This is a genomic window from Rhodophyticola porphyridii (assembly GCF_003688285.1).
GTDB classification, from domain to species: domain Bacteria; phylum Pseudomonadota; class Alphaproteobacteria; order Rhodobacterales; family Rhodobacteraceae; genus Rhodophyticola; species Rhodophyticola porphyridii.
This window is the reverse complement of the sequence record NZ_RCNT01000001.1, coordinates 438,872-456,590: the sequence shown is the minus strand read 5'-3', so window position 1 is coordinate 456,590 and position 17,719 is coordinate 438,872. Positions and strand designations below refer to the sequence as shown.

Annotated in this window: 17 protein-coding genes, 1 pseudogene and 1 riboswitch; of the genes and pseudogenes, 8 read left to right on the top strand and 10 right to left on the bottom strand. The window is 63.8% G+C overall.

The features are described 5' to 3' along the window. Nucleotides 1-10: 10 nt before the first annotated feature. From gcvP to gcvT, 3 genes are all read right to left on the bottom strand, one after another. On the bottom strand, nucleotides 11-2,848 hold the full coding sequence (gene gcvP, locus D9R08_RS02310; RefSeq protein WP_121896369.1) for an aminomethyl-transferring glycine dehydrogenase: 2,838 nt from the start codon (nucleotides 2,846-2,848) through the stop codon (nucleotides 11-13). A gap of 180 nt (nucleotides 2,849-3,028) precedes the next feature. After that, the gene (gene gcvH, locus D9R08_RS02305) at nucleotides 3,029-3,388 is read right to left on the bottom strand and encodes a glycine cleavage system protein GcvH (protein WP_121896368.1); all 360 of its coding nucleotides are present in this window, start codon (nucleotides 3,386-3,388) and stop codon (nucleotides 3,029-3,031) included. A gap of 16 nt (nucleotides 3,389-3,404) precedes the next feature. Beyond that, entirely contained in the window at nucleotides 3,405-4,508 is a 1,104-nt protein-coding gene (gene gcvT / locus D9R08_RS02300; RefSeq protein WP_121896367.1) for a glycine cleavage system aminomethyltransferase GcvT, read from the bottom strand. A 144-nt stretch (nucleotides 4,509-4,652) separates the two neighbouring features. Further along, nucleotides 4,653-4,745, bottom strand: a riboswitch (glycine riboswitch). A 74-nt stretch (nucleotides 4,746-4,819) separates the two neighbouring features. On the opposite strand from gcvT, the gene D9R08_RS02295 reads away from it, so the two are divergent. After that, nucleotides 4,820-5,383 carry a gamma-glutamylcyclotransferase family protein gene (locus D9R08_RS02295; protein ID WP_121896366.1) on the top strand — a complete coding sequence of 188 codons (564 nt, stop codon included), beginning with the start codon at nucleotides 4,820-4,822 and terminating at the stop codon, nucleotides 5,381-5,383. Here the strand turns inward: D9R08_RS02295 and D9R08_RS02290 are convergent. Next, nucleotides 5,357-6,745: an MATE family efflux transporter gene (locus D9R08_RS02290; RefSeq protein WP_121896365.1), complete on the bottom strand. Its 1,389-nt coding sequence runs from the start codon at nucleotides 6,743-6,745 to the stop codon at nucleotides 5,357-5,359. The two genes, D9R08_RS02295 and D9R08_RS02290, sit on opposite strands and share 27 nt — an antisense overlap. A gap of 327 nt (nucleotides 6,746-7,072) precedes the next feature. On the opposite strand from D9R08_RS02290, the gene D9R08_RS02285 reads away from it, so the two are divergent. Continuing rightward, nucleotides 7,073-7,798, top strand: coding sequence for a phosphotransferase (locus D9R08_RS02285; RefSeq protein ID WP_121896364.1), 726 nt, complete (start codon nucleotides 7,073-7,075; stop codon nucleotides 7,796-7,798). A 237-nt stretch (nucleotides 7,799-8,035) separates the two neighbouring features. Here the strand turns inward: D9R08_RS02285 and D9R08_RS02280 are convergent, their stop codons facing one another. From D9R08_RS02280 to D9R08_RS02270, 3 genes are all read right to left on the bottom strand, one after another. Then, nucleotides 8,036-8,803: a VOC family protein gene (locus D9R08_RS02280; RefSeq protein ID WP_233557171.1), complete on the bottom strand. Its 768-nt coding sequence runs from the start codon at nucleotides 8,801-8,803 to the stop codon at nucleotides 8,036-8,038. Between the two features lie 4 nt (nucleotides 8,804-8,807). Beyond that, nucleotides 8,808-9,890, bottom strand: coding sequence for a ribosome small subunit-dependent GTPase A (gene rsgA, locus D9R08_RS02275; RefSeq protein WP_121896362.1), 1,083 nt, complete (start codon nucleotides 9,888-9,890; stop codon nucleotides 8,808-8,810). A gap of 348 nt (nucleotides 9,891-10,238) precedes the next feature. After that, nucleotides 10,239-10,697: a DUF2267 domain-containing protein gene (locus D9R08_RS02270; RefSeq protein ID WP_121896361.1), complete on the bottom strand. Its 459-nt coding sequence runs from the start codon at nucleotides 10,695-10,697 to the stop codon at nucleotides 10,239-10,241. Between the two features lie 268 nt (nucleotides 10,698-10,965). On the opposite strand from D9R08_RS02270, the gene D9R08_RS02265 reads away from it, so the two are divergent. Continuing rightward, the gene (locus D9R08_RS02265; RefSeq protein ID WP_121896360.1) at nucleotides 10,966-11,427 is read left to right on the top strand and encodes a pyridoxamine 5'-phosphate oxidase family protein; all 462 of its coding nucleotides are present in this window, start codon (nucleotides 10,966-10,968) and stop codon (nucleotides 11,425-11,427) included. A 181-nt stretch (nucleotides 11,428-11,608) separates the two neighbouring features. Further along, nucleotides 11,609-11,893 (top strand): annotated as a pseudogene (locus tag D9R08_RS19605) (NAD(P)-binding protein); the annotation flags it as partial. On the opposite strand, the gene D9R08_RS19185 reads toward D9R08_RS19605, so the two are convergent. Continuing rightward, entirely contained in the window at nucleotides 11,777-12,196 is a 420-nt protein-coding gene (locus tag D9R08_RS19185; protein ID WP_199709250.1) for a hypothetical protein, read from the bottom strand. The pseudogene D9R08_RS19605 and the gene D9R08_RS19185 overlap by 117 nt on opposite strands. Here D9R08_RS19185 and D9R08_RS02255 point away from each other — a divergent pair. After that, a complete protein-coding gene (locus D9R08_RS02255; protein WP_121896358.1) occupies nucleotides 12,186-12,830 on the top strand; it encodes an FAD-dependent oxidoreductase in 645 nt (214 codons plus the stop codon). The two genes, D9R08_RS19185 and D9R08_RS02255, sit on opposite strands and share 11 nt — an antisense overlap. A gap of 348 nt (nucleotides 12,831-13,178) precedes the next feature. Here the strand turns inward: D9R08_RS02255 and gltX are convergent, their stop codons facing one another. Continuing rightward, a complete protein-coding gene (gltX, locus tag D9R08_RS02250; RefSeq protein ID WP_121896808.1) occupies nucleotides 13,179-14,501 on the bottom strand; it encodes a glutamate--tRNA ligase in 1,323 nt (440 codons plus the stop codon). A gap of 63 nt (nucleotides 14,502-14,564) precedes the next feature. On the opposite strand from gltX, the gene D9R08_RS02245 reads away from it, so the two are divergent. The 3 genes from D9R08_RS02245 to D9R08_RS02235 all read left to right on the top strand — a co-directional run bounded on the left by D9R08_RS02245 (nucleotide 14,565) and on the right by D9R08_RS02235 (nucleotide 17,277). Then, nucleotides 14,565-14,975, top strand: coding sequence for a metallopeptidase family protein (locus tag D9R08_RS02245; RefSeq protein WP_121896357.1), 411 nt, complete (start codon nucleotides 14,565-14,567; stop codon nucleotides 14,973-14,975). Between the two features lie 159 nt (nucleotides 14,976-15,134). Then, nucleotides 15,135-16,232, top strand: coding sequence for a PAS domain-containing protein (locus tag D9R08_RS02240; protein ID WP_121896356.1), 1,098 nt, complete (start codon nucleotides 15,135-15,137; stop codon nucleotides 16,230-16,232). A gap of 127 nt (nucleotides 16,233-16,359) precedes the next feature. Beyond that, nucleotides 16,360-17,277 carry an MBL fold metallo-hydrolase gene (locus tag D9R08_RS02235; RefSeq protein WP_121896355.1) on the top strand — a complete coding sequence of 306 codons (918 nt, stop codon included), beginning with the start codon at nucleotides 16,360-16,362 and terminating at the stop codon, nucleotides 17,275-17,277. On the opposite strand, the gene D9R08_RS02230 is transcribed toward D9R08_RS02235, so the two are convergent. Further along, complete coding sequence (locus D9R08_RS02230; protein ID WP_121896354.1) at nucleotides 17,267-17,710, bottom strand: DUF1801 domain-containing protein; 444 nt, start codon at nucleotides 17,708-17,710, stop codon at nucleotides 17,267-17,269. The genes D9R08_RS02235 and D9R08_RS02230 overlap by 11 nt on opposite strands. Between the last annotated feature and the right edge of the window lie 9 nt (nucleotides 17,711-17,719).

Here is a 17,719-nt window from a genome sequence, read left to right as displayed (position 1 = left end):
CCGCCTGCCTTCATTCGGCAGCGTCGAGATACTCCTCCAGCGGCGGACAGGTGCAGATCAGATGCCGGTCCCCATAGACGTTGTCGACCCGGTTGACCGGCGGCCAGTATTTGTCCACCCGGAAGGCGCCGGCAGGAAAACACCCCTGTTCCCGGGTATAGGCCCTGTCCCAGTCGCCGATCAGATCCTCGACCGTATGCGGCGCGTGGTGCAGCGGGCTGTCGGCGGCGGCGATCTTTCCCGCCTCCACATCCGCGATCTCCGCCCGAATCGAAAGCATCGCGTCGCAGAACCGGTCGATCTCGGCCTTGGTCTCCGACTCCGTTGGTTCCACCATCAATGTACCGGCCACGGGCCAGCTCATGGTGGGCGCGTGAAACCCGTTATCAATCAGACGTTTGGCGATATCATCCACCGTAATCCCTGCCTCGGCGAAGGGCCGCGTGTCCAGAATGCATTCATGGGCCACATGGCCGCTCTTGCCCTTGAACAGAACCGGGAACGCATCGTTCAGGCGGGCGGCAATGTAATTGGCGTTCAGGATCGCAACCTTGGTCGCCTGCGTGATGCCCTGCCCGCCCATCAGCAGGCAATAGGCATAGGAGATCGGCAGGATCGAGGCGGAGCCATAAGGCGCGGCGCTGACCGGCCCCTCCGTTCCTCCGGTTTCCGGATGACCCGGCAGATACGGTGCCAGATGCGCCCTCACCCCGATCGGCCCCATGCCGGGGCCACCGCCGCCGTGCGGGATGCAGAACGTCTTGTGCAGGTTCAGGTGGGAGACATCCGCCCCTATCTCGCCCGGCTTCGACAGCCCCACCATCGCGTTCAGATTGGCACCGTCCAGATAGACCTGCCCGCCATGCGCATGGGTGATCTTGCACACCTCGCCGACGGTCTTCTCGAAAACCCCGTGGGTCGAGGGGTAGGTGATCATGCAGGCCGCGAGATTCTCCCCGGCGGCCTCCGCCTTGGCGCGGAAATCCTCCACGTCGATATCCCCGTTGGCGGCGGCGGCCACCACCACCACCTTCATCCCCGCCATCTGCGCGGAGGCCGGGTTGGTGCCATGGGCCGACACCGGGATCAGGCAGATATTGCGGTGCGCCTCGCCATTGGCCCGGTGATAGGCGGCAATGGTCAGAAGCCCGGCATACTCCCCCTGCGCACCCGAATTGGGCTGCATCGACATCGCGTCATAGCCGGTGATCTCGCACAGCTTGGCCGACAGATCCTCCAGCATCTCCGCATAGCCTTCGGCCTGATCGGCCGGGGCAAACGGGTGCAGCGCACCGAATTCGGGCCATGTGATCGGCATCATCTCGACCGCGGCGTTCAGCTTCATCGTGCAGGAGCCGAGCGGAATCATCGCCCGGTCCAGCGCCAGATCCCGGTCCGACAGGCGCCGCATATAGCGCATCATCTCGGATTCGGCCCGGTTCATGTGGAAAATCGGATGGGTCAGATACTCCGATGTCCGCAACAGATCGCCCGGGATCGCCGGCAGGTTCTGCGGCCCCGCGAGCAATACTCCGAAGGCGCGGCACACCGCGGCCAGATGCTCCACCGTCGTGGTTTCGTCCACCGATATTCCGATCCGGTCCGAGCCCACATCCCGCAGATTGATCCCGCGCGCCACGGCGGCGGCCATGATCCGGCTTTGCATATTGCCCACCGGCACGGTGATCGTGTCGAAAAACCGGTCCTGCTCGGGTGCGAACCCGCCCGCGCGCAGGGAAGCCGCCAGACGCACTGTCTTCAGATGCACCTGCTCCGCAATCGCTTTCAGCCCAAGCGGACCGTGGAACACCGCGTAGAATGAGGCCATTACCGCCAGCAGCGCCTGCGCCGTGCAGACATTCGAGGTCGCTTTCTCGCGGCGGATATGCTGCTCCCGGGTTTGCAGCGCAAGACGGAAGGCCTTGTGCCCGTGGCTGTCGATGCTGACCCCCACCAGCCGGCCCGGGATCGCGCGTTTATAGGCGTCCCGACAGGCCATGAAGGCCGCATGCGGGCCACCATATCCAAGCGGCACGCCAAAGCGCTGCGCCGAGCCCACGGCGATATCGGCATCCATCGCGCCCGGTTCCTTGATCAGCGTCAGCGCCAGCAGATCGGTGCAGACGATCCCGATCGCCTTGGCCTCGTGCAGCGCGGCGATCTGCGCAGACGGATCGGCAAGCCCGCCATAGGTGCCCGGATACTGAAACAGCGCTCCGAACACCGCCGTGGCATCCAGATCGGCAGGCGCGCCGACGATCACGTCGATCCCCAGAGGCGCGGCCCGGGTGCGGATCACGGCGATATTCTGCGGATGGCAGTTCTCGTCCACAAAAAATGCCGTGGCCTTCGATTTCGCCACCCGCTGCGCCATTACCATCGCTTCCGCGCAGGCCGTGCTTTCATCCAGAAGCGAGGCATTGGCCACCTCAAGGCCGGTCAGATCGGCCACCATGGTCTGGAAGTTCAGCAAGGCTTCCAGACGGCCCTGCGCGATCTCCGGCTGATAGGGGGTGTAAGCGGTGTACCAGGCCGGGTTTTCCAGCACGTTCCGCTGGATCGCGGGCGGAGTATGCGTGTTGTAATAGCCCTGCCCGATCATGCTCACCATAACCTTGTTCTTCGCCGCGATCTCACGCATCCGCGCGATCAGTTCCGCCTCCGACAGGGCAGGCCAGTCCAGCGGCCTCTTCTGCCGGATCGAGCTTGGCAGCGTCTGATCCATCAACTCGTCAAGGCTGCCCGCGCCGACCTCGGCCAGCATCTCCGCCATCTCGGACGGCGAGGGGCCGATATGGCGGCGATTGGCGAAATCGGTAGGGTCATAGTCGGACGGCGTGAAGGTCATGAAGGTGTTCCCGTTCAGGCTTGGCAAAGGATAGTCACAAGATTTCCGGCAGGCGCGCGCAGGCGGGCCCGGCGATCCCCCCCGTGGTGGATTTGCGGACCGGGCCAGGGCCCACACGGCAGGCCCGGGGCGAACCGCAAAGGGCCTCCGTGTCGCGCCCGGCCACGATCCCCGCCATCGTCATTCGATCAGGGCCTTGTAGGCGGCTTCGTCCAGCAGGTCGTCCATCGCGCTCATGTCTTCCAGCTTCATCTTGAAGAACCACGCCGCACCGGTGGGGTCTTCGTTCACCAGCCCCGGATTGTCCGTAAGCGCCGTATTCACCTCGACAATCTCACCATCCAGCGGCGCCAGAATGTCGGACGCCGCCTTCACGCTCTCGATCACCACGACCTCGTCATCCTTGACGACCTCAAGGCCCTCCTCCGGCAGTTCCACGAACACCACATCGCCCAGTTGCGTGGCGGCATATTCGGTAATCCCCACCACCACCAGATCGTCCTCGACACGCAGCCATTCGTGTTCCTCGGTGTATTTCATCGGTCTGTTCCCTCGCTCAGCGTTTGTATGTCTTCTTGTAGAACGGCATCGCGACCTGCGCCGCAGGCAGGCGTTTGCCACGAACCTCGCCATAAATCATGGCCCCATCGGGCACCACGCTGTCAATCAGGCCCATGGCAATCGGCCCGCCCACCGATGGCCCGAACCCGCCCGAGGTGACAACCCCGATCCCGGGGCCGCCTTCGGCATCGGCGAATAGCGGCACGCCCGCGCGCATGGGCGCGCGCCCCTCGGGCCTCAGACCCACGCGTTTGCGCAGGGCGCCCCCGGCCATTTCGGCAAGAATGCGCGGCGCTCCGGGGAACCCGCCCGCGCGCGTACCATCCGCCCGCCGCGCCTTGGAAACGGCCCAGCCCAGGCGCGCCTCGATCGGGGAAATCTCTGGGCTCAGATCCTGCCCGTAAAGCGGCAACCCGGCCTCCAGACGCAGGGAATCGCGCGCGCCCAGACCGATGGGCGCAACCTCCTGCATCTCCAGCAAGGCGCGGGCAAAGGCCTCGGCGTTTTCCACCGGCAGCGAAATCTCGAAGCCGTCCTCCCCGGTATAGCCCGAACGCGAGAGCCACAGCTCGGCCCCCTGCCACACCATCACCGCCACATCCATGAACCGCATCGCCGCCGCATCCGGCACCATCCGGGTCAGGGCGGCCTCCGCCAGCGGGCCCTGCAGCGCCAGCAGGGCGCGCCCCTCTACCGGCTGCACACCGCCCAGATGCGCGCGAAGATGCGCGATATCGGCCGCCTTGCAAGCCGCATTGACCACAAGGAACAGGTCCCCGTCGCGCCGCGCGATCATCAGGTCGTCCATAATGCCGCCATCGTCATTGGTGAAAAAGCCATAGCGCTGCCGCCCGACCTCCAGATCGAGCACATCGACCGGCACCAGCGCCTCCAGCGCCTGCGCCTGATCCGGCGGCAACAGAACCTGCCCCATATGGCTGACATCGAACAGACCCGCCTTTTCGCGGCACCATAGATGCTCGGCCATCACGCCATCGGCGTATTGGACCGCCATCTCATAGCCCGCGAAGGGCACGAATTTCCCGCCCAGTTCGGCGTGTAGCGCATGAAGCGGCAAACGGTTCAGATCTTCGGCCATCAATCCCTCGGGTCTACCCGGGGCAGGCCCGGCATCGTTTCGGCCGCGCAGCACGCGCGCGACCCTCGATGCCCCCTCTGTCCTTTCGCCTGAGATCGTTATCCCTTCGGCGGATGCCTCCCGGCATCTCTCTCCAGAGTTTCTTGGCGCAGACAGGTCCCTGTTGCCTGAGAGTTTACCGGGGCGGTTGCTCCTTCGGCACCGGCGCGTCTTGCCGGGTTCTCCCTGTCTGAACGGTGCCGAAGATACCCGGATTCTCGCGTTGGGCAAGGGGTTGCGTGCAGCGATGCAAATGGTCATCACTGGCGCCCATGTCCGACCCGTTTTTCTTCGGCTATGGCAGCCTGGTCAATCGTGCCACGCATGATTTCCCCCGCCCTGCGCGGGCGCGGGTCACAGGCTGGGCACGCACCTGGAAACGGACGCGATTGCGCAAGGCCGCGTATCTGACCGCGGTCGAAGCGCCGGGCACGTCGATCGACGGGCTCATCGCGGCCGTCCCCGGCGCCGACTGGACCGCGCTTGACGAGCGCGAACATGCCTATCACCGCCTGCCGGTCGCCCAGATCACCCATGACCACGGCCATCTGCCCGATATTCAGATCTATCGCACACGGCCCGAACACGACACCGACGCGACCGACGAACACCCGATCCTGCTCAGCTATCTCGACACGGTGATCCAGGGGTATCTGCGCGAGTTCGGCACGGCGGGCGCGCAAGGCTTCTTCGACACCACCGCAGGCTGGGACGCGCCGATCCTCAATGACCGCGCGGCCCCCGTCTATGCGCGTGCGCAGGTGCTCGAAGCCGATGAACGGGCCTTTGTCGACGACAATCTTGAGCGGCTATCGGCGGTGATAAAAAAGCTGTAGCAGGCGCGCCTGACGCTGGAACGGGCCCGGCGCGGCCCCGGCCCCATCCTGTTTCGCGATCACCCTGAGCGCCAGCCAGAGCGAGACCAGCCCGAAAAGCACGCCCCCCACCGCCTGCCCGATCAGCACGCCCGCGGCGCCGAACCACACCGAAAACACGATCACCAGCGGGATCGTACCCGCCGTGTGCCGGCCCCAGTTGATCCATGTCGAATAATACGGGTGCCCCAGATTGTTGAACGCCGCGTTCGAGACGAAGATCATCCCGTTGAAAAAGAAGGCCAGCGCCAGCGGGCCGCAGAACAGAAAGACCAGATCGCGGGTGATGCCGCTGGCAGAGAACAGATCCGCGATCGGTCCGCGCAGGGCGAACAACACCGCCGTGACGAGGATCACCACCAGCGCGGTGAAGATCAGCCCGTCCCAATAGGCGCGCCTGACACGCGCCGCGTCCCGCGCCCCGAAGTTCTGCCCGATGATCGGCCCGACCGCCCCCGACAGGGCAAAGATCACGCCGAACGCCACCGGCGTCAGCCGCGCCACGATGGCCATGCCCGCCACCGCCTCTTCGCCATAGCTTGCCATGGATCGCGTGACATAGGCCTGCCCGACAGGCGTGGCCAGTTGCGTCAGGATCGCCGGAAAGGCCAGCGTGACGACCGGCGCAAGATCGGCGCGCAAGCCCGGCAGGTCGGGCTGGCCGAAACCGCCATGATGCCGGAGGATCGGGATCAGTGCGGTGGCCGCGATGGTCACCCGCGCCGCGACCGAGGCAAGGGCCGCGCCGGTCAGCTCCAGATCGAGACCGAAGATCAGGATCGGGTCCAGAACCGCATTGACCAGCCCGCCATAGATCGTCGCCATCATCGCGCGGCGCGCATCGCCATGGGCCCGCAGGATCGCACCGCCCACCATGCCCACCAGCAGGAATGGCAGGGAAGGGATGATGATCCGAAGATACTGCACCGCCAGTTCCTGGGTCTGGCCGCTCGCGCCCACCAGCGCCGTCAGCCCGTGCAGGTTGATCCAGACGATCGCGCTGAACACCGCACCGAAGGCGACCCCGAAGATCAGGCTGTTGGTCGCGCGCCGCTGCGCCAGCTTGGCGTCGCCCTCGCCCAGAGCGCGGGCCACCAGCGCGCCGCCGGCAATGGCCATGCCGATCCCGAAAGAGGTCGTGAAAAACAGGATCGCCCCGGCATAGCCCACGGCCGCGGCCAGCTCCGCCTTGCCCAGCATCGCGATGAAGATCATGTCGATGAAATCGACCAGAAAGACGGCCATCAACCCGATCGAGGCGGTCAGCGACATGATGCTGATATGCCGGAAGAGATTGCCAGTCAGAAATTTCGCCTGTGCCATGCGCGTCCCTTCCTGTTCTAGGCGTGGCATGAATGGACAGGGCCGGCCAGTCTTTTTCATGCCTCCCGAAGGAGAGATTACAGGTCAAGTCTGCGGAGTACGGCGGCTGGCCGCGTCTCCGGGGAGAAAACCGCCGCTTCGTTCAGCGTCATCGAAGACCCAGACCCAGGCCAAGCCCGATGGGTCATCGCACGCCCTGGCTCTGCCACATCGGGCACGTCGGGCAGGAAGGCTCTCGGGGGGCGGCTTCGAGCCCATGTTGACCGATGCTGCGTGACGCATGAATGTCAGCTATGAAGCACCTATAACGCAACTCATTGGGCCAAAATGGATGTGATATCGCTCACCCCAGACCGACCGCGGACGGAAAAGTGGGCGATCTCAACTGAGCTGGTTCCGCTTCACGGAGGGCATCGGAACGCCGTCTTTGCTTCGGCGAGTCTCTCTCAAAATGTCGTTTTCAAATCGACGAGACGATCATCAGCATCAGTCGAATGGCTCTCCGAGATCCACGAACAAGCTCGGCATGCCGGATTCGTCGTCCCGCGTCTGTTGAAAAGCACTGGCGGCAACCTCATTGAAGACGGCTGGACCTGCCAAGAGTTCATCGAAGGCGTTCAGATAGACCCAAGCGATCTGCCTTGCCTCGGGCCTTCTATGCGAAGTTTTCACAAAGCTGCCTCCCATTTTCCGCAGCGCCCTCAGTTTCAATCATCGAAGGGGCTCCTGAGTGTCTCTGCTGGTGGCGACGTTGACTTGAACAAAATGCCGGGGGAATTGGTGCGTAAGTGCCGGGATGCTTGGCGTGCCGTGGCAAGCAGAGACGAAAGCGTCATCCACGGTGATTTGAATGCTGGGAACATTCTAGTAACCCCAGAGCACCGCTTTGCATTGATTGATTGGGACGAATGCAGGCGCGACCTGATTTTGTTCGATTGTGGTCATATCGAGAAGGATGACGGGGCTGCTCGCCAAGCCCGAATAGCTTGGGAAGTCGCATGTAGTTGGATCGTTGAACCCGAATATGCGAAAGCCCTTGCAGAGCGTCTTTGATATCGCAATTTGGTGACGCACCAATAGTCCCTATTCCTATTTCGAACGCAGGAAGCCGCCATTGGCGCAGGCGCGGCGAAAGCTCACTTCGTCCCGCACACCGGGCCGTCACCCATGCTCCGTACCGCCGAGGTGCGCTCGCGACCGCAGTGAAGGTCGGCTTGGAGCCCTGGGTCACGGATGCTGCAGAACGAACAAATATCCGCTCTGCAGCATCCGTGAAGAATAGGCGCGCTGCTAGAAAGTGGGTGTCTGCCCGACGCCGAGAACAAACAGCGCACCGTCTGGATCACACAGGATGCGGTGATGGACTTGAACGGTTTCATTCACATCCACTGAAGCCGACCGCGCCCCTTGGGTTGCCGCAACTCGGCAGGCATCGGAGACTGAAGCAACCCTGATGCACGGGACCCAAGCTGCGTTTGAACCGGTTGGCCAAGTCGCCGCATGTTGGATTGCAACAAGATCGCCCCCAGGCCCGAGGAGAGCGACGCGATTCTTGTCCCGCTCGGGAGCGACCTGCCATTCGAAAAGCTCTGCATAGAACGCCTGCGAGAAGTCAGTCCCGTTGCTGACATACACGTCAGGGCCGAACTGCCGGCGCGGCACAGGGAAACCGTGCCGAGACAGCGAAATCCCCACCAGAGCACCGAGCGGATCGCGGACGAGTGCGTTGCGCCCGACGCCCGGCACCTCGAACGGCTCCCGAACGATCTTGCCTCCGAGCGTGCCGACGCGCTTGACCGCCACGTCCACATCGGAGACCTCGATATAAGCGATCCAGCCATTTTCCTGCTCCGGAGGCGTCTCGGCCAACCCGGCGCCCGCTTCGTCACCGGAGAGGGCAAGGACGAAATCCTTCTCGCCGCCTCCCCAGGCAAAATCCGTCGCCCGCTCGACCTCATATGTCCAGTTGGCGACGTGTTGGTAAAATGCCATCGAGCACTCTCTGTCCGATGTGAAAAGGTCGTGCCATACGATTTGACCCGCTTTCGACTGCGCCATCGTCTTACCTCCTGACATCTTTGATCTTTTTAACGCCGCGCACCATTTTTCCGAAGGCCTTGTCGCGTGACCTGCGTTCCGCAAGGCTTGCCGAGTTGAACGCGTCCTCCGCCATCAGCTTGCGCCACCTGCCAAGCCGATGGGCATCGAGAATACCCTCATCAACAGCCTCCAGAACAGCGCATCCCGGCTCGGTTTCGTGCTGACAGTCGTTGAATCGACACCGCGCGGCCAGGTCCTGAATGTCGGCAAAAAGGTCATTGATCCCGTCCGCCGCATCGGTGAGCTGCAACTCCCGCATGCCCGGCGTGTCCAGGATCAGACAGCCATTGGGCATCGCATGAAGCTCACGCCGCGTCGTCGTATGCCGACCTTTCGCGTCGTCCTCGCGAATGGTCCGGGTTTCGATGGATTGGCTCTCGAGCAACGCATTGGCCAACGTCGATTTCCCAACGCCGGATGAGCCGAGGAACGCCACCGTCTTGCCCGGCTTGCACCATGGGGTCAGTTCTGTCCGGGGCGCGTCTCCACGGGCGTCAAGCGCAACCACGTCGATCATGTCCGACACCGCGCGCGCCGCGTCGATGTAGCTTTGCGGGTCCGGCACAAGGTCGGTCTTTGTGACGACGATGACGGGCGTGATCCGTGCCTCGAAGGCCAGAGCGGCATAGCGTTCCAACCGGGCCACCTTGAAGTCCTGATTGCAGGACGTGACGATAAAGGCCGTATCAATGTTTGCCGCAATCAGCTGTTCCTGCCGGTCGGTGCCGGGCGCCCGCCGCTTGATGAGGCTCGTGCGCTCGAGAACCCGACTGGATCGCGGGTGCGAAGGATCCAGCATCAGCCAGTCCCCGACGGTCACATCCGCTCTGGGAGGAAGTACAGTATCAATGTCGTCACCAAGGGCGTGCAGCCCACTGCGGTGCACTTCGACAATGCGAACGGGAGGTGTCGATGACAAATCGTCCACACTGATCTGTTGGGCGAAGAAGGGGTGCCACCCCAGGGCCTGAAGAGGGTCGAGTTTGGCGTGTGATCCGGCGGCGTACGCGCCCCGCGGAAGGAAGTTTGAGTAATCCCGTGTCATGGGGGTCGCTTTCATGTCTCTGGCCCAGGTCAGATTTGGGCGCTGATGGTAGGAAAAGAGTGCGCACATCCAGTCTATCCGCCAGCTACGAGAGGACGGATCAGTTTCAGACGTTGTATGTGCTCCGGGAGGCGCGCTGCCTCCCTTCCTTACCGGGACATGAAATCTCCATTACAGATGATTTGGAGATAGGATGAGTAGAGGCAAAACGCAACCGTTGACGGCTGATTTGGGTCCTTCTTCAGGTCCGCATTGCCGACCTTCCCCGCCGTTCGGGGCCGGCCAGCCGGAGCGCGCGCTTCCGATCACCGCCGCCGGTCCCTTGACCCGGGGGGTGATGCGTCCCTGCTAGATGATCCGTTGGTCGAGTTCCGAGGGATCGTCCACCTCCACCTGCCAAAAGGCTGCCGCGCCGTCGGGCATCTGGGCCAGCACACGCTCGAAGTCTCTCTTGTCGGTGCAGCGCCGGACGGCCCAGGCCGTCGCCTCGATCGCATTGTCCGGCGTCAGGTTGTGGTTTACCCGCACCCGCTTCACCTCGTCGACAAGCGTATGTCTGTCGGCGAAAGCAACGGGCGGGCCGGTCACATTCCAACCGTTCACGAAGATCGCGCGCAGGACGGTTGGAAGAACGCTTGCGAAATCCAGCCCCTGTTGCGCGGTCAGACGGCGCCGGAACACCTGCAACACCGCATCGACAGCGGTATAGGCCATGTTGTCGGATTCAAGGGACATCCGCTCTTTCACATCGTCGAGAAAGGCACGCCATTCCTTGGACGCATGCCGGTATGTCCATGGCATTGGCATCGGTGATCTCCCTGTCGACGCGACTCGAACCGCAGCCAGCCTAAAAAGATCGGTCGCCGGATGTCGATGTGTGACGGGCGGTGGCCTCCCGCTTTCCGCCATCGCCCATCCTGATGCGCGGGGCCCGGCGTGAGCTCCTTTTGCGTTGCTCTGCTCCTGTGCACCGCGCCCGTTTACAGGCTGTTCCGGCTTGTTGCACCGTTTCCCCTCATGCAATCTCCCCGATGCCGGCGCATGCGCTCGGCCGTCTTGCCCGGGAAGGAACCCCATGCCCAAAGCGTTCGATCACGAAGAGGTTCTGTGCCTGCCCCTGGTGGCGAGCCTCGCGACATGCGAAGCCGATGGCGCACCCCGCTGCGCGCCCGTCTGGTATCATTGGGAAAACGGCGCACTTTTCATGCTGTCGGACGATGGTGCCAGTTCGGCCCGCCGGATCCGTCACACGCCAGAGGTTGCTGTTGAAATCGTCGACTACGACAATGCGCGCGGCATCATGCGTCACCTGGGCCTGCGCGGCCGCGCCACAGTCGAAGCGATGGATCAGGATCTGTTCCGCCGTCTCTTGTCGCGGTACCTGGGCCCTGACGAAACCCGTTGGAACCCTTGGTTCATCGAGAATGTAGCCCGCATCCCGGACCCGTCGGGCCGCCTGATCAAGCTTGTACCAGACAGCATATTCACCAACGATGTGAGCTTTTTTCGCACCAGGCCGCGCTTCGCCACCGAGTGACGGTGGCCTCGCCATCGCCTGGCCGACTGCGGCTTTGGCGCGGCGCGCAATCTCTGCTGTGGCCAAGGCTCGCCTCGTCCCGGAACTGCCATGACTGGATTTTCGGAGCCGATCTCAGACAGGCGCCCCTGCACGAGCAGCTGCGCATCAGCTTACCGGCGGAGGGGTCCTGGCGGTTTCGATGTGGCTGAACTACCTTTTCTCCATGGACTTCCATGATGTGGTCATTGTCGGAGCAGGCGCCGCGGGCATCGGTGCCGGGCTCGAACTTGCCGGGACGGGTTTGAACTTCGTCGTCCTTGAGGCTGCGGATCGTGTGGGCGGGCGGGCGCTGACAGACACATCGGGCTTACCGGTCGCCTGGGACCATGGATGCCACTGGCTGCATTCCGCCGACATCAATCCGCTGGTCGCCTGGGCAGACCGGCTCGGCGCCGCCTACCGGACGGAGGACCGCGTCGATCATTTCGCGATCTGGCAGGCGGGACGGTTCGTTTCCGCCACGGAGCTGGCGGAGGCCCGCGCTGCCACGCTGGCGGCCTTCGATGCAATCGAAGCCGCGTTCGAGGCCGAAAACGACGTTTCCATTCAGGAGATACTTCCCGATGCAGGGCGCTGGAACGCGGGCGTTCGCTGTGTCCTGCAGACCATGGCCGGCGCAAATCCTGAAAAGGTCTCCGCGCCCGACTATTTCGACGGTGAAGACACCGATCTGAACTGGCCGGTGATCTCTGGCTACGGCGATATTTTTTTCGCGGATGGCCTCCAACCTTCCGATCAAACTGAATGCGCGGGTCGAAAAGGTGCTGCAAGGGGCGGGCTCGGTCACGCTCGATACGTCCGCAGGCACGATATCGGCAAAGGCCGCGATCATCACCGCCTCGACAGGCGTTCTGGCCTCGGGTTCGATCGGCTTCTCGCCCGGATCCACGACCGAACTGCTCGACATCATTGGCGACCTGCCCTGCGGCAAGTACGAAAAAGTGGCCCTTGCGGTGACCGACCTCCCTCCGGAGACCGCAGGGAAGATCTTCTGTATGATTGACCCCGGCTCGGGCGCACGGGCGATAGACTTCCAGATCATGTCGACCTCGCCGCCCGTGCTGATCGCCCACCTGGCCGGCGATGCGGCAGGCCCGGCGATCGGTGAAGGTGGACCGGCGATGATCGCCCTTGCGACGGAGAGGCTGGTTCATGCGTTCGGGAGCGACCTCCGGCGCGGGATTATCGCGTCCGGCACGAGCGACTGGAGCCACAACCCGCTGATTTTGGGAAGCTACTCGAATGCGCGCCCCGGCGCGGCCGCGCAGCGGCGCCGGGCGATCTCCATGGAGACGGACAACATCGTCTTCGCAGGCGAGGCCTTCGCCGCACTGGGCCGGGGCCGCGCACGGCGCCTATGAAAGCGGTCGCGAGCAGGCCCGCCGGCTGGCCCTGAGGATGAAAAGAGAGGTCGGATGAACGCCCGCGTCGCCCGCCGACAAGGCGGACCAATAGGCTTGGCGCGCATATCTCAAGGACAGACGGGAAAGGCCCCGCTCTCTCAGGCGTCTATCGACCCCGCAGCCCGACCCGGTGACAAATGCCATGGCAGCCGCAGCGCGGTTCCGGCCCCCCGGTGAAAAGAGCAGCGCGGGCGTTTCCTCCGGCAGCGCTCTCTCACATCACCGGATTTCCCTCCGGGCCCGCGCAGCGGCGCCGGGCGTCTTGCGTTCCCCCGGGCGCGCTGACGGGCCCGCTTGCTCCGGTGCCTACAGGCCCGGCTTCTTTTGCAGAAGCGGCATCACATCGGCCATCTCCGGCCCCCGTTCCAGCCCCGTGACCGCCTTGCGCAGCGGCATGAACAGCCCCCGGCCCTTGCGCCCGCTCGCCGCCTTCACCGCATCCGTCCATGTGCTCCAGGTCTCCGCCGAATAGGGCGGATCGGGCAGCATCGCGAAGGCATCGGCCACGAAATCCCGGTCTTCCGCATCCACCAGCGGTGTCGCCCCGTCCCGGAACAGCGCCCACCACCCGGCCAGATCGGCGCGGGTCGTGATATTCGCCCGCGCCACGTTCCAGAAAGGCTCGGCCAGCGCCTCGGGCACGCCCAGCGCAGCCACATCCTCCGCGACGGCCTCAAGCGGCAGGCCGTGCAGATAGCGCCCGGTCAGCGGGTAGAGATCCTGCACATCGAATTTGGTCGGCGCGGAGCCGAAATGGCCAAGGTCGAACCCGTCGGCCAGCTCCTCCAGCGATCCGGCCAGTTCAACCGGCTGAGACGAGCCGATCCGCGCCATGTGGCTCAGAAGCGCCAGCGGCTCCACCCCGTTCGCGCGCAAATCGCGCAGCGCCAGCGTGCCAAGACGTTTCGACAGCGCCTCCCCCTGCGGACCGGTCAGCAGCGAGTGATGCGCGAAACGGGGCACATGCCCGCCCAGCGCATCGATGATCTGGATCTGCGTCGCGGTATTGGTCACATGGTCCGATCCGCGCACCACATCGGTGATCCCCATCTCGGTGTCGTCCACCACCGAGGCCAGCGTATAGAGCACCTGCCCGTCGCCGCGGATCAGCACCGGGTCGGACACGCTGGCCGCGTCGATCGACAGATCGCCAAGGATGCCATCGGTCCATTCGATCCGCTCATGATCCAGCCTGAACCGCCACACCCCCTGCCCGCGCTCTGCCCGCAGGGCATCCTTTTCGGCCGCGCTCAGCGCCAGCGCCGCCCGGTCATAGACCGGGGGCAGACCCATGTTCAGTTGTTTCTTGCGTTTCAGGTCCAGCTCGGTCGGGGTCTCGAACGCCTCGTAGAAACGGTCCTTTTCCCGCAACTCGTCCGCCGCCGCCGCATACCGGTCCAACCGGGCCGATTGCCGCTCCACCCGGTCCCATGTCAGGCCGAGCCATTCCAGATCCTCCTGAATCGCATCGGCATATTCCGGTTTGGAACGCTCCGGATCCGTATCGTCCAGCCGCAGGATGAACTGCCCGCCCGCCTTCCGTGCGATCAGATAGTTGAACAAGGCGGTGCGCAGGTTGCCCACATGAAGATAGCCTGTGGGTGAGGGCGCAAAACGGGTAACAGTCATGAATGCCTCCAAATCAGCGTCGATCCTCTTTCACAGGCGGTGCATTTTGTCCATATCGGGGCCATGTCCAGCTTGCCCGGCAATACCCCCGCTCCGGATCTCGCCAGTTTCGAGATGATGGCCCATGCCGCGCGGGAGGCGCTTCCGCCACCTTACGGGGAGGCCGCGCTTGCGGTCGCCCTGCGCGTCGAGGATTTCGCCCCCGACTATATCCTGAGCGAAATGGAGATTGCCGACCCGCTTGATCTGACAGGCCTTTACGAAGGCATACCCCTGACCGAGAAATCGGTGATGGACCAGCCCTATGGCCCCGATACGATCTGGCTTTTCCGCCGCGCCATTCTGGAGGAGTGGACCGATCGCGGCGACGTGCCCCTGGAAACGCTCGTGGCCCATGTGCTGGTCCATGAACTTGCGCATCATTTCGGCTGGTCGGATGACGATATCGCCGCGATCGACCGCTGGTGGGAATAGACGACGGGGGTCGCAGGCCCGCCTGCGTTCCAGCCCGTTTCAACAGGATTCGGTTCAGATTTGCACCAAAGTCTAAGTTCATTGTCGCACAGGTAAGCTTACCGTTAGTCTCTCGGACGATATCCTGCGTCCACCGAAGTTTCAGGTTAGGCGCTTACTATGACGTTCGACTTCCAAGACATCTCCGACGAGGATCTCGACTATATCCTTGATCTGATCAGCCTTCCCGTCTTCGTGGTCGATATCGACCAGCAATCGAATTGCGGCTTTCGGTTCAGGAGCCTGAACCGCGCCCATGAACGCGATATCGGCATCAAAAACGCCGATATCGCGGGGATGAGTCCCACCGATCTGCTCCCCGAACGGCTGGCCGAGACGGTGCTCAGAAACTACCGCCAATGCGCCGAAAGCGGCGCACCCTACTCCTATCACGAGGAACTGACACTCGAAGGCGAGACACGCTGGTGGTCGACTACCCTGTCGCCGGTTTTCGACAGGAATGGCCGGGTCTGTCGCCTGATCGGCATCTCGCGCGACGTTACCGAGCTGCAAAAACGTCATTTCGATGCGGCAAAGAAAATAGCCCGGCTCACCCGCCTGAATGACGAGGTGCGCCTGCTGGCGGAGGTCGCGACCACCGACGTTCAGGGCCCGCTTGGCACCGCGCATGCGATGATCAGGCTGGCGATGGAGGATTTCGTCGATCTCGGTGACGGCAAGCTCGATCTTCTGTCCTGCGCCCTCGACGTGGTCGAAAGCCTGGAAAAGCAACTGGTCCAGCTGGCGGAGCAGAGTATGCGGACACCGGCGAGCGGGTCCGATCTCAAGCCCGTCGATCTGGGGCATATCTGTGCCGATCTGATCGCCCAGTTCGACCCGGGCGCCCGTCTGCTCATTCAGTACCCCTCCTGCGTGCTGCCCGCCGATCCGATCGCCCTGCCTCTGATCCTGCGCCTGTCGGTGGCGCAAGCCGTCCGGAGGGCGATCCGCGCCATCAAAATCAAGGCCGAGCATGAAACCGACGGCACCCTGAGACTGCAGATCGCCGATGACCGGAAATCCGTTCCGTTTTCCACCAACCCGACGCTCGCCATGGGTCTGGATGAACCGTTCGATCACTATGATGACCTGCGCAACATGGTCGAAAGCCGGGGCGGAAAGATCGAAAGCACCCTTGGCGGCCCCTTCGATGGCGGGGTTCTGACCCTCGTGGTGCCGCTGAAGCCCCCATCGGCCGATGCGCCCAAGATGCACTGAGCGGCGGGAACGGGTCCGGCGGGAACCGGTCGCCAGGCCCCTTGTCCGTGCCACCTCACGACAACTTGTGCTACATCCCGGCCCGCGTCGCGCTATTCTTTCGGAAATCTGAGCAAAGGATACCGCGATGCCCCGACTGACCCGCCGCCAAAGCCTCGCCGCCGGCGCCAGCCTGCCGCTTGCCACATTTGCCCCCACCCTCGCCCGGGCCGAGGCCCCGATGCTGGGTGCCGGTCTCGCCCCCTATCGCAGAATTCCCCTCGGCGCATTCGAAGTCACGACCCTGCTGGTCAACACGATGGTGGTGCCCGACCCGCAATCGATTTTCGGCATGAATGTCAGCGCAACCGCCTTTGCGGAGGCGAGTACGGAAAACTTCCTCTCCCCCGATGAATCCCGGTTTTTCTTCACCCCGACTGTGGTCAATACAGGGGCGGAGCTGGTCCTGTTCGACACCGGCCAGTCCGCGGAGGGCACGACGGCGGCGCTGGCTGCGGCGGGCTACACGCCCGAACAGATCGATATCGTGGTGCTGACCCATATGCATGGGGACCATATCGGCGGCATGCAGACCGGCGGCGCGCCGACCTTCGCCAATGCGCGCTATGTCACGGGCCGGGTCGAATACGATGCATGGGCCGCCGCAGGCGATGAGGGCTTCAACACCAATGTGCGCCCCTTCGCCGACCGGATGACCTTCCTTGACGACGGGCAGGATGCGGCCTCGGGCATCACCGCGCTGGCCGCCTTCGGCCATACGCCTGGCCATATGACCTATCGGCTGGAAAGCGAGGGCGCCGGCCTCCTGATTTTCGCCGATCTGGCCAATCACCCCGTCTGGTCGCTTGCCCGCCCCGATTGGGAGGTCCGCTTCGATATGGACAAGGCAGCAGCAGCAGCCAGCCGGCGCGCGGTTCTGGGCATGCTGGCCGCCGAACGGCTGCCCGCTATCGGCTATCACATGCCCTTTCCGGCACTGGGCTTTGTCGACACCCGCGACGGCGGGTTTCAGTGGGTGCCCGAAGCGGGCCAGCTCATGGGGTAACCGCCGGGCTGGCGGAAACCGGCCACCGCCGGCCCAGATCCTCCAGCCCCGCGGCGATCAACTCGGCCAGAACCTCCCTGTCGATATCGGCAAGTTTGTTGACGTAAAGACAGGCGCGCCCGGTCTTGTGCTTGCCCAGCCGGGACAGGATCGCCCCGCGCTCGGCATAACCGGGCATGATGTAAAGCGACAGACTGGCCTTGCGCGGTGAAAACCCGGTGGCCAGAAACGTCCCCTCGCGGCCGCTCTCGTAACGGTAACGATACTGCCCGTAGCCAAGGATGCTGCTGCCCCACATCACCGGCTCCCAGCCCGTGACCTGCCGAAACAGCGCATCGAGCGCGACCGCGTCGGCGCGCCGTACCGGATGCTCCACCGACTCCAGAAACGCCGTCACATCCTGATCCGTGGGTCGTGTCGCTATCTCGCTCATCCGTCAGCC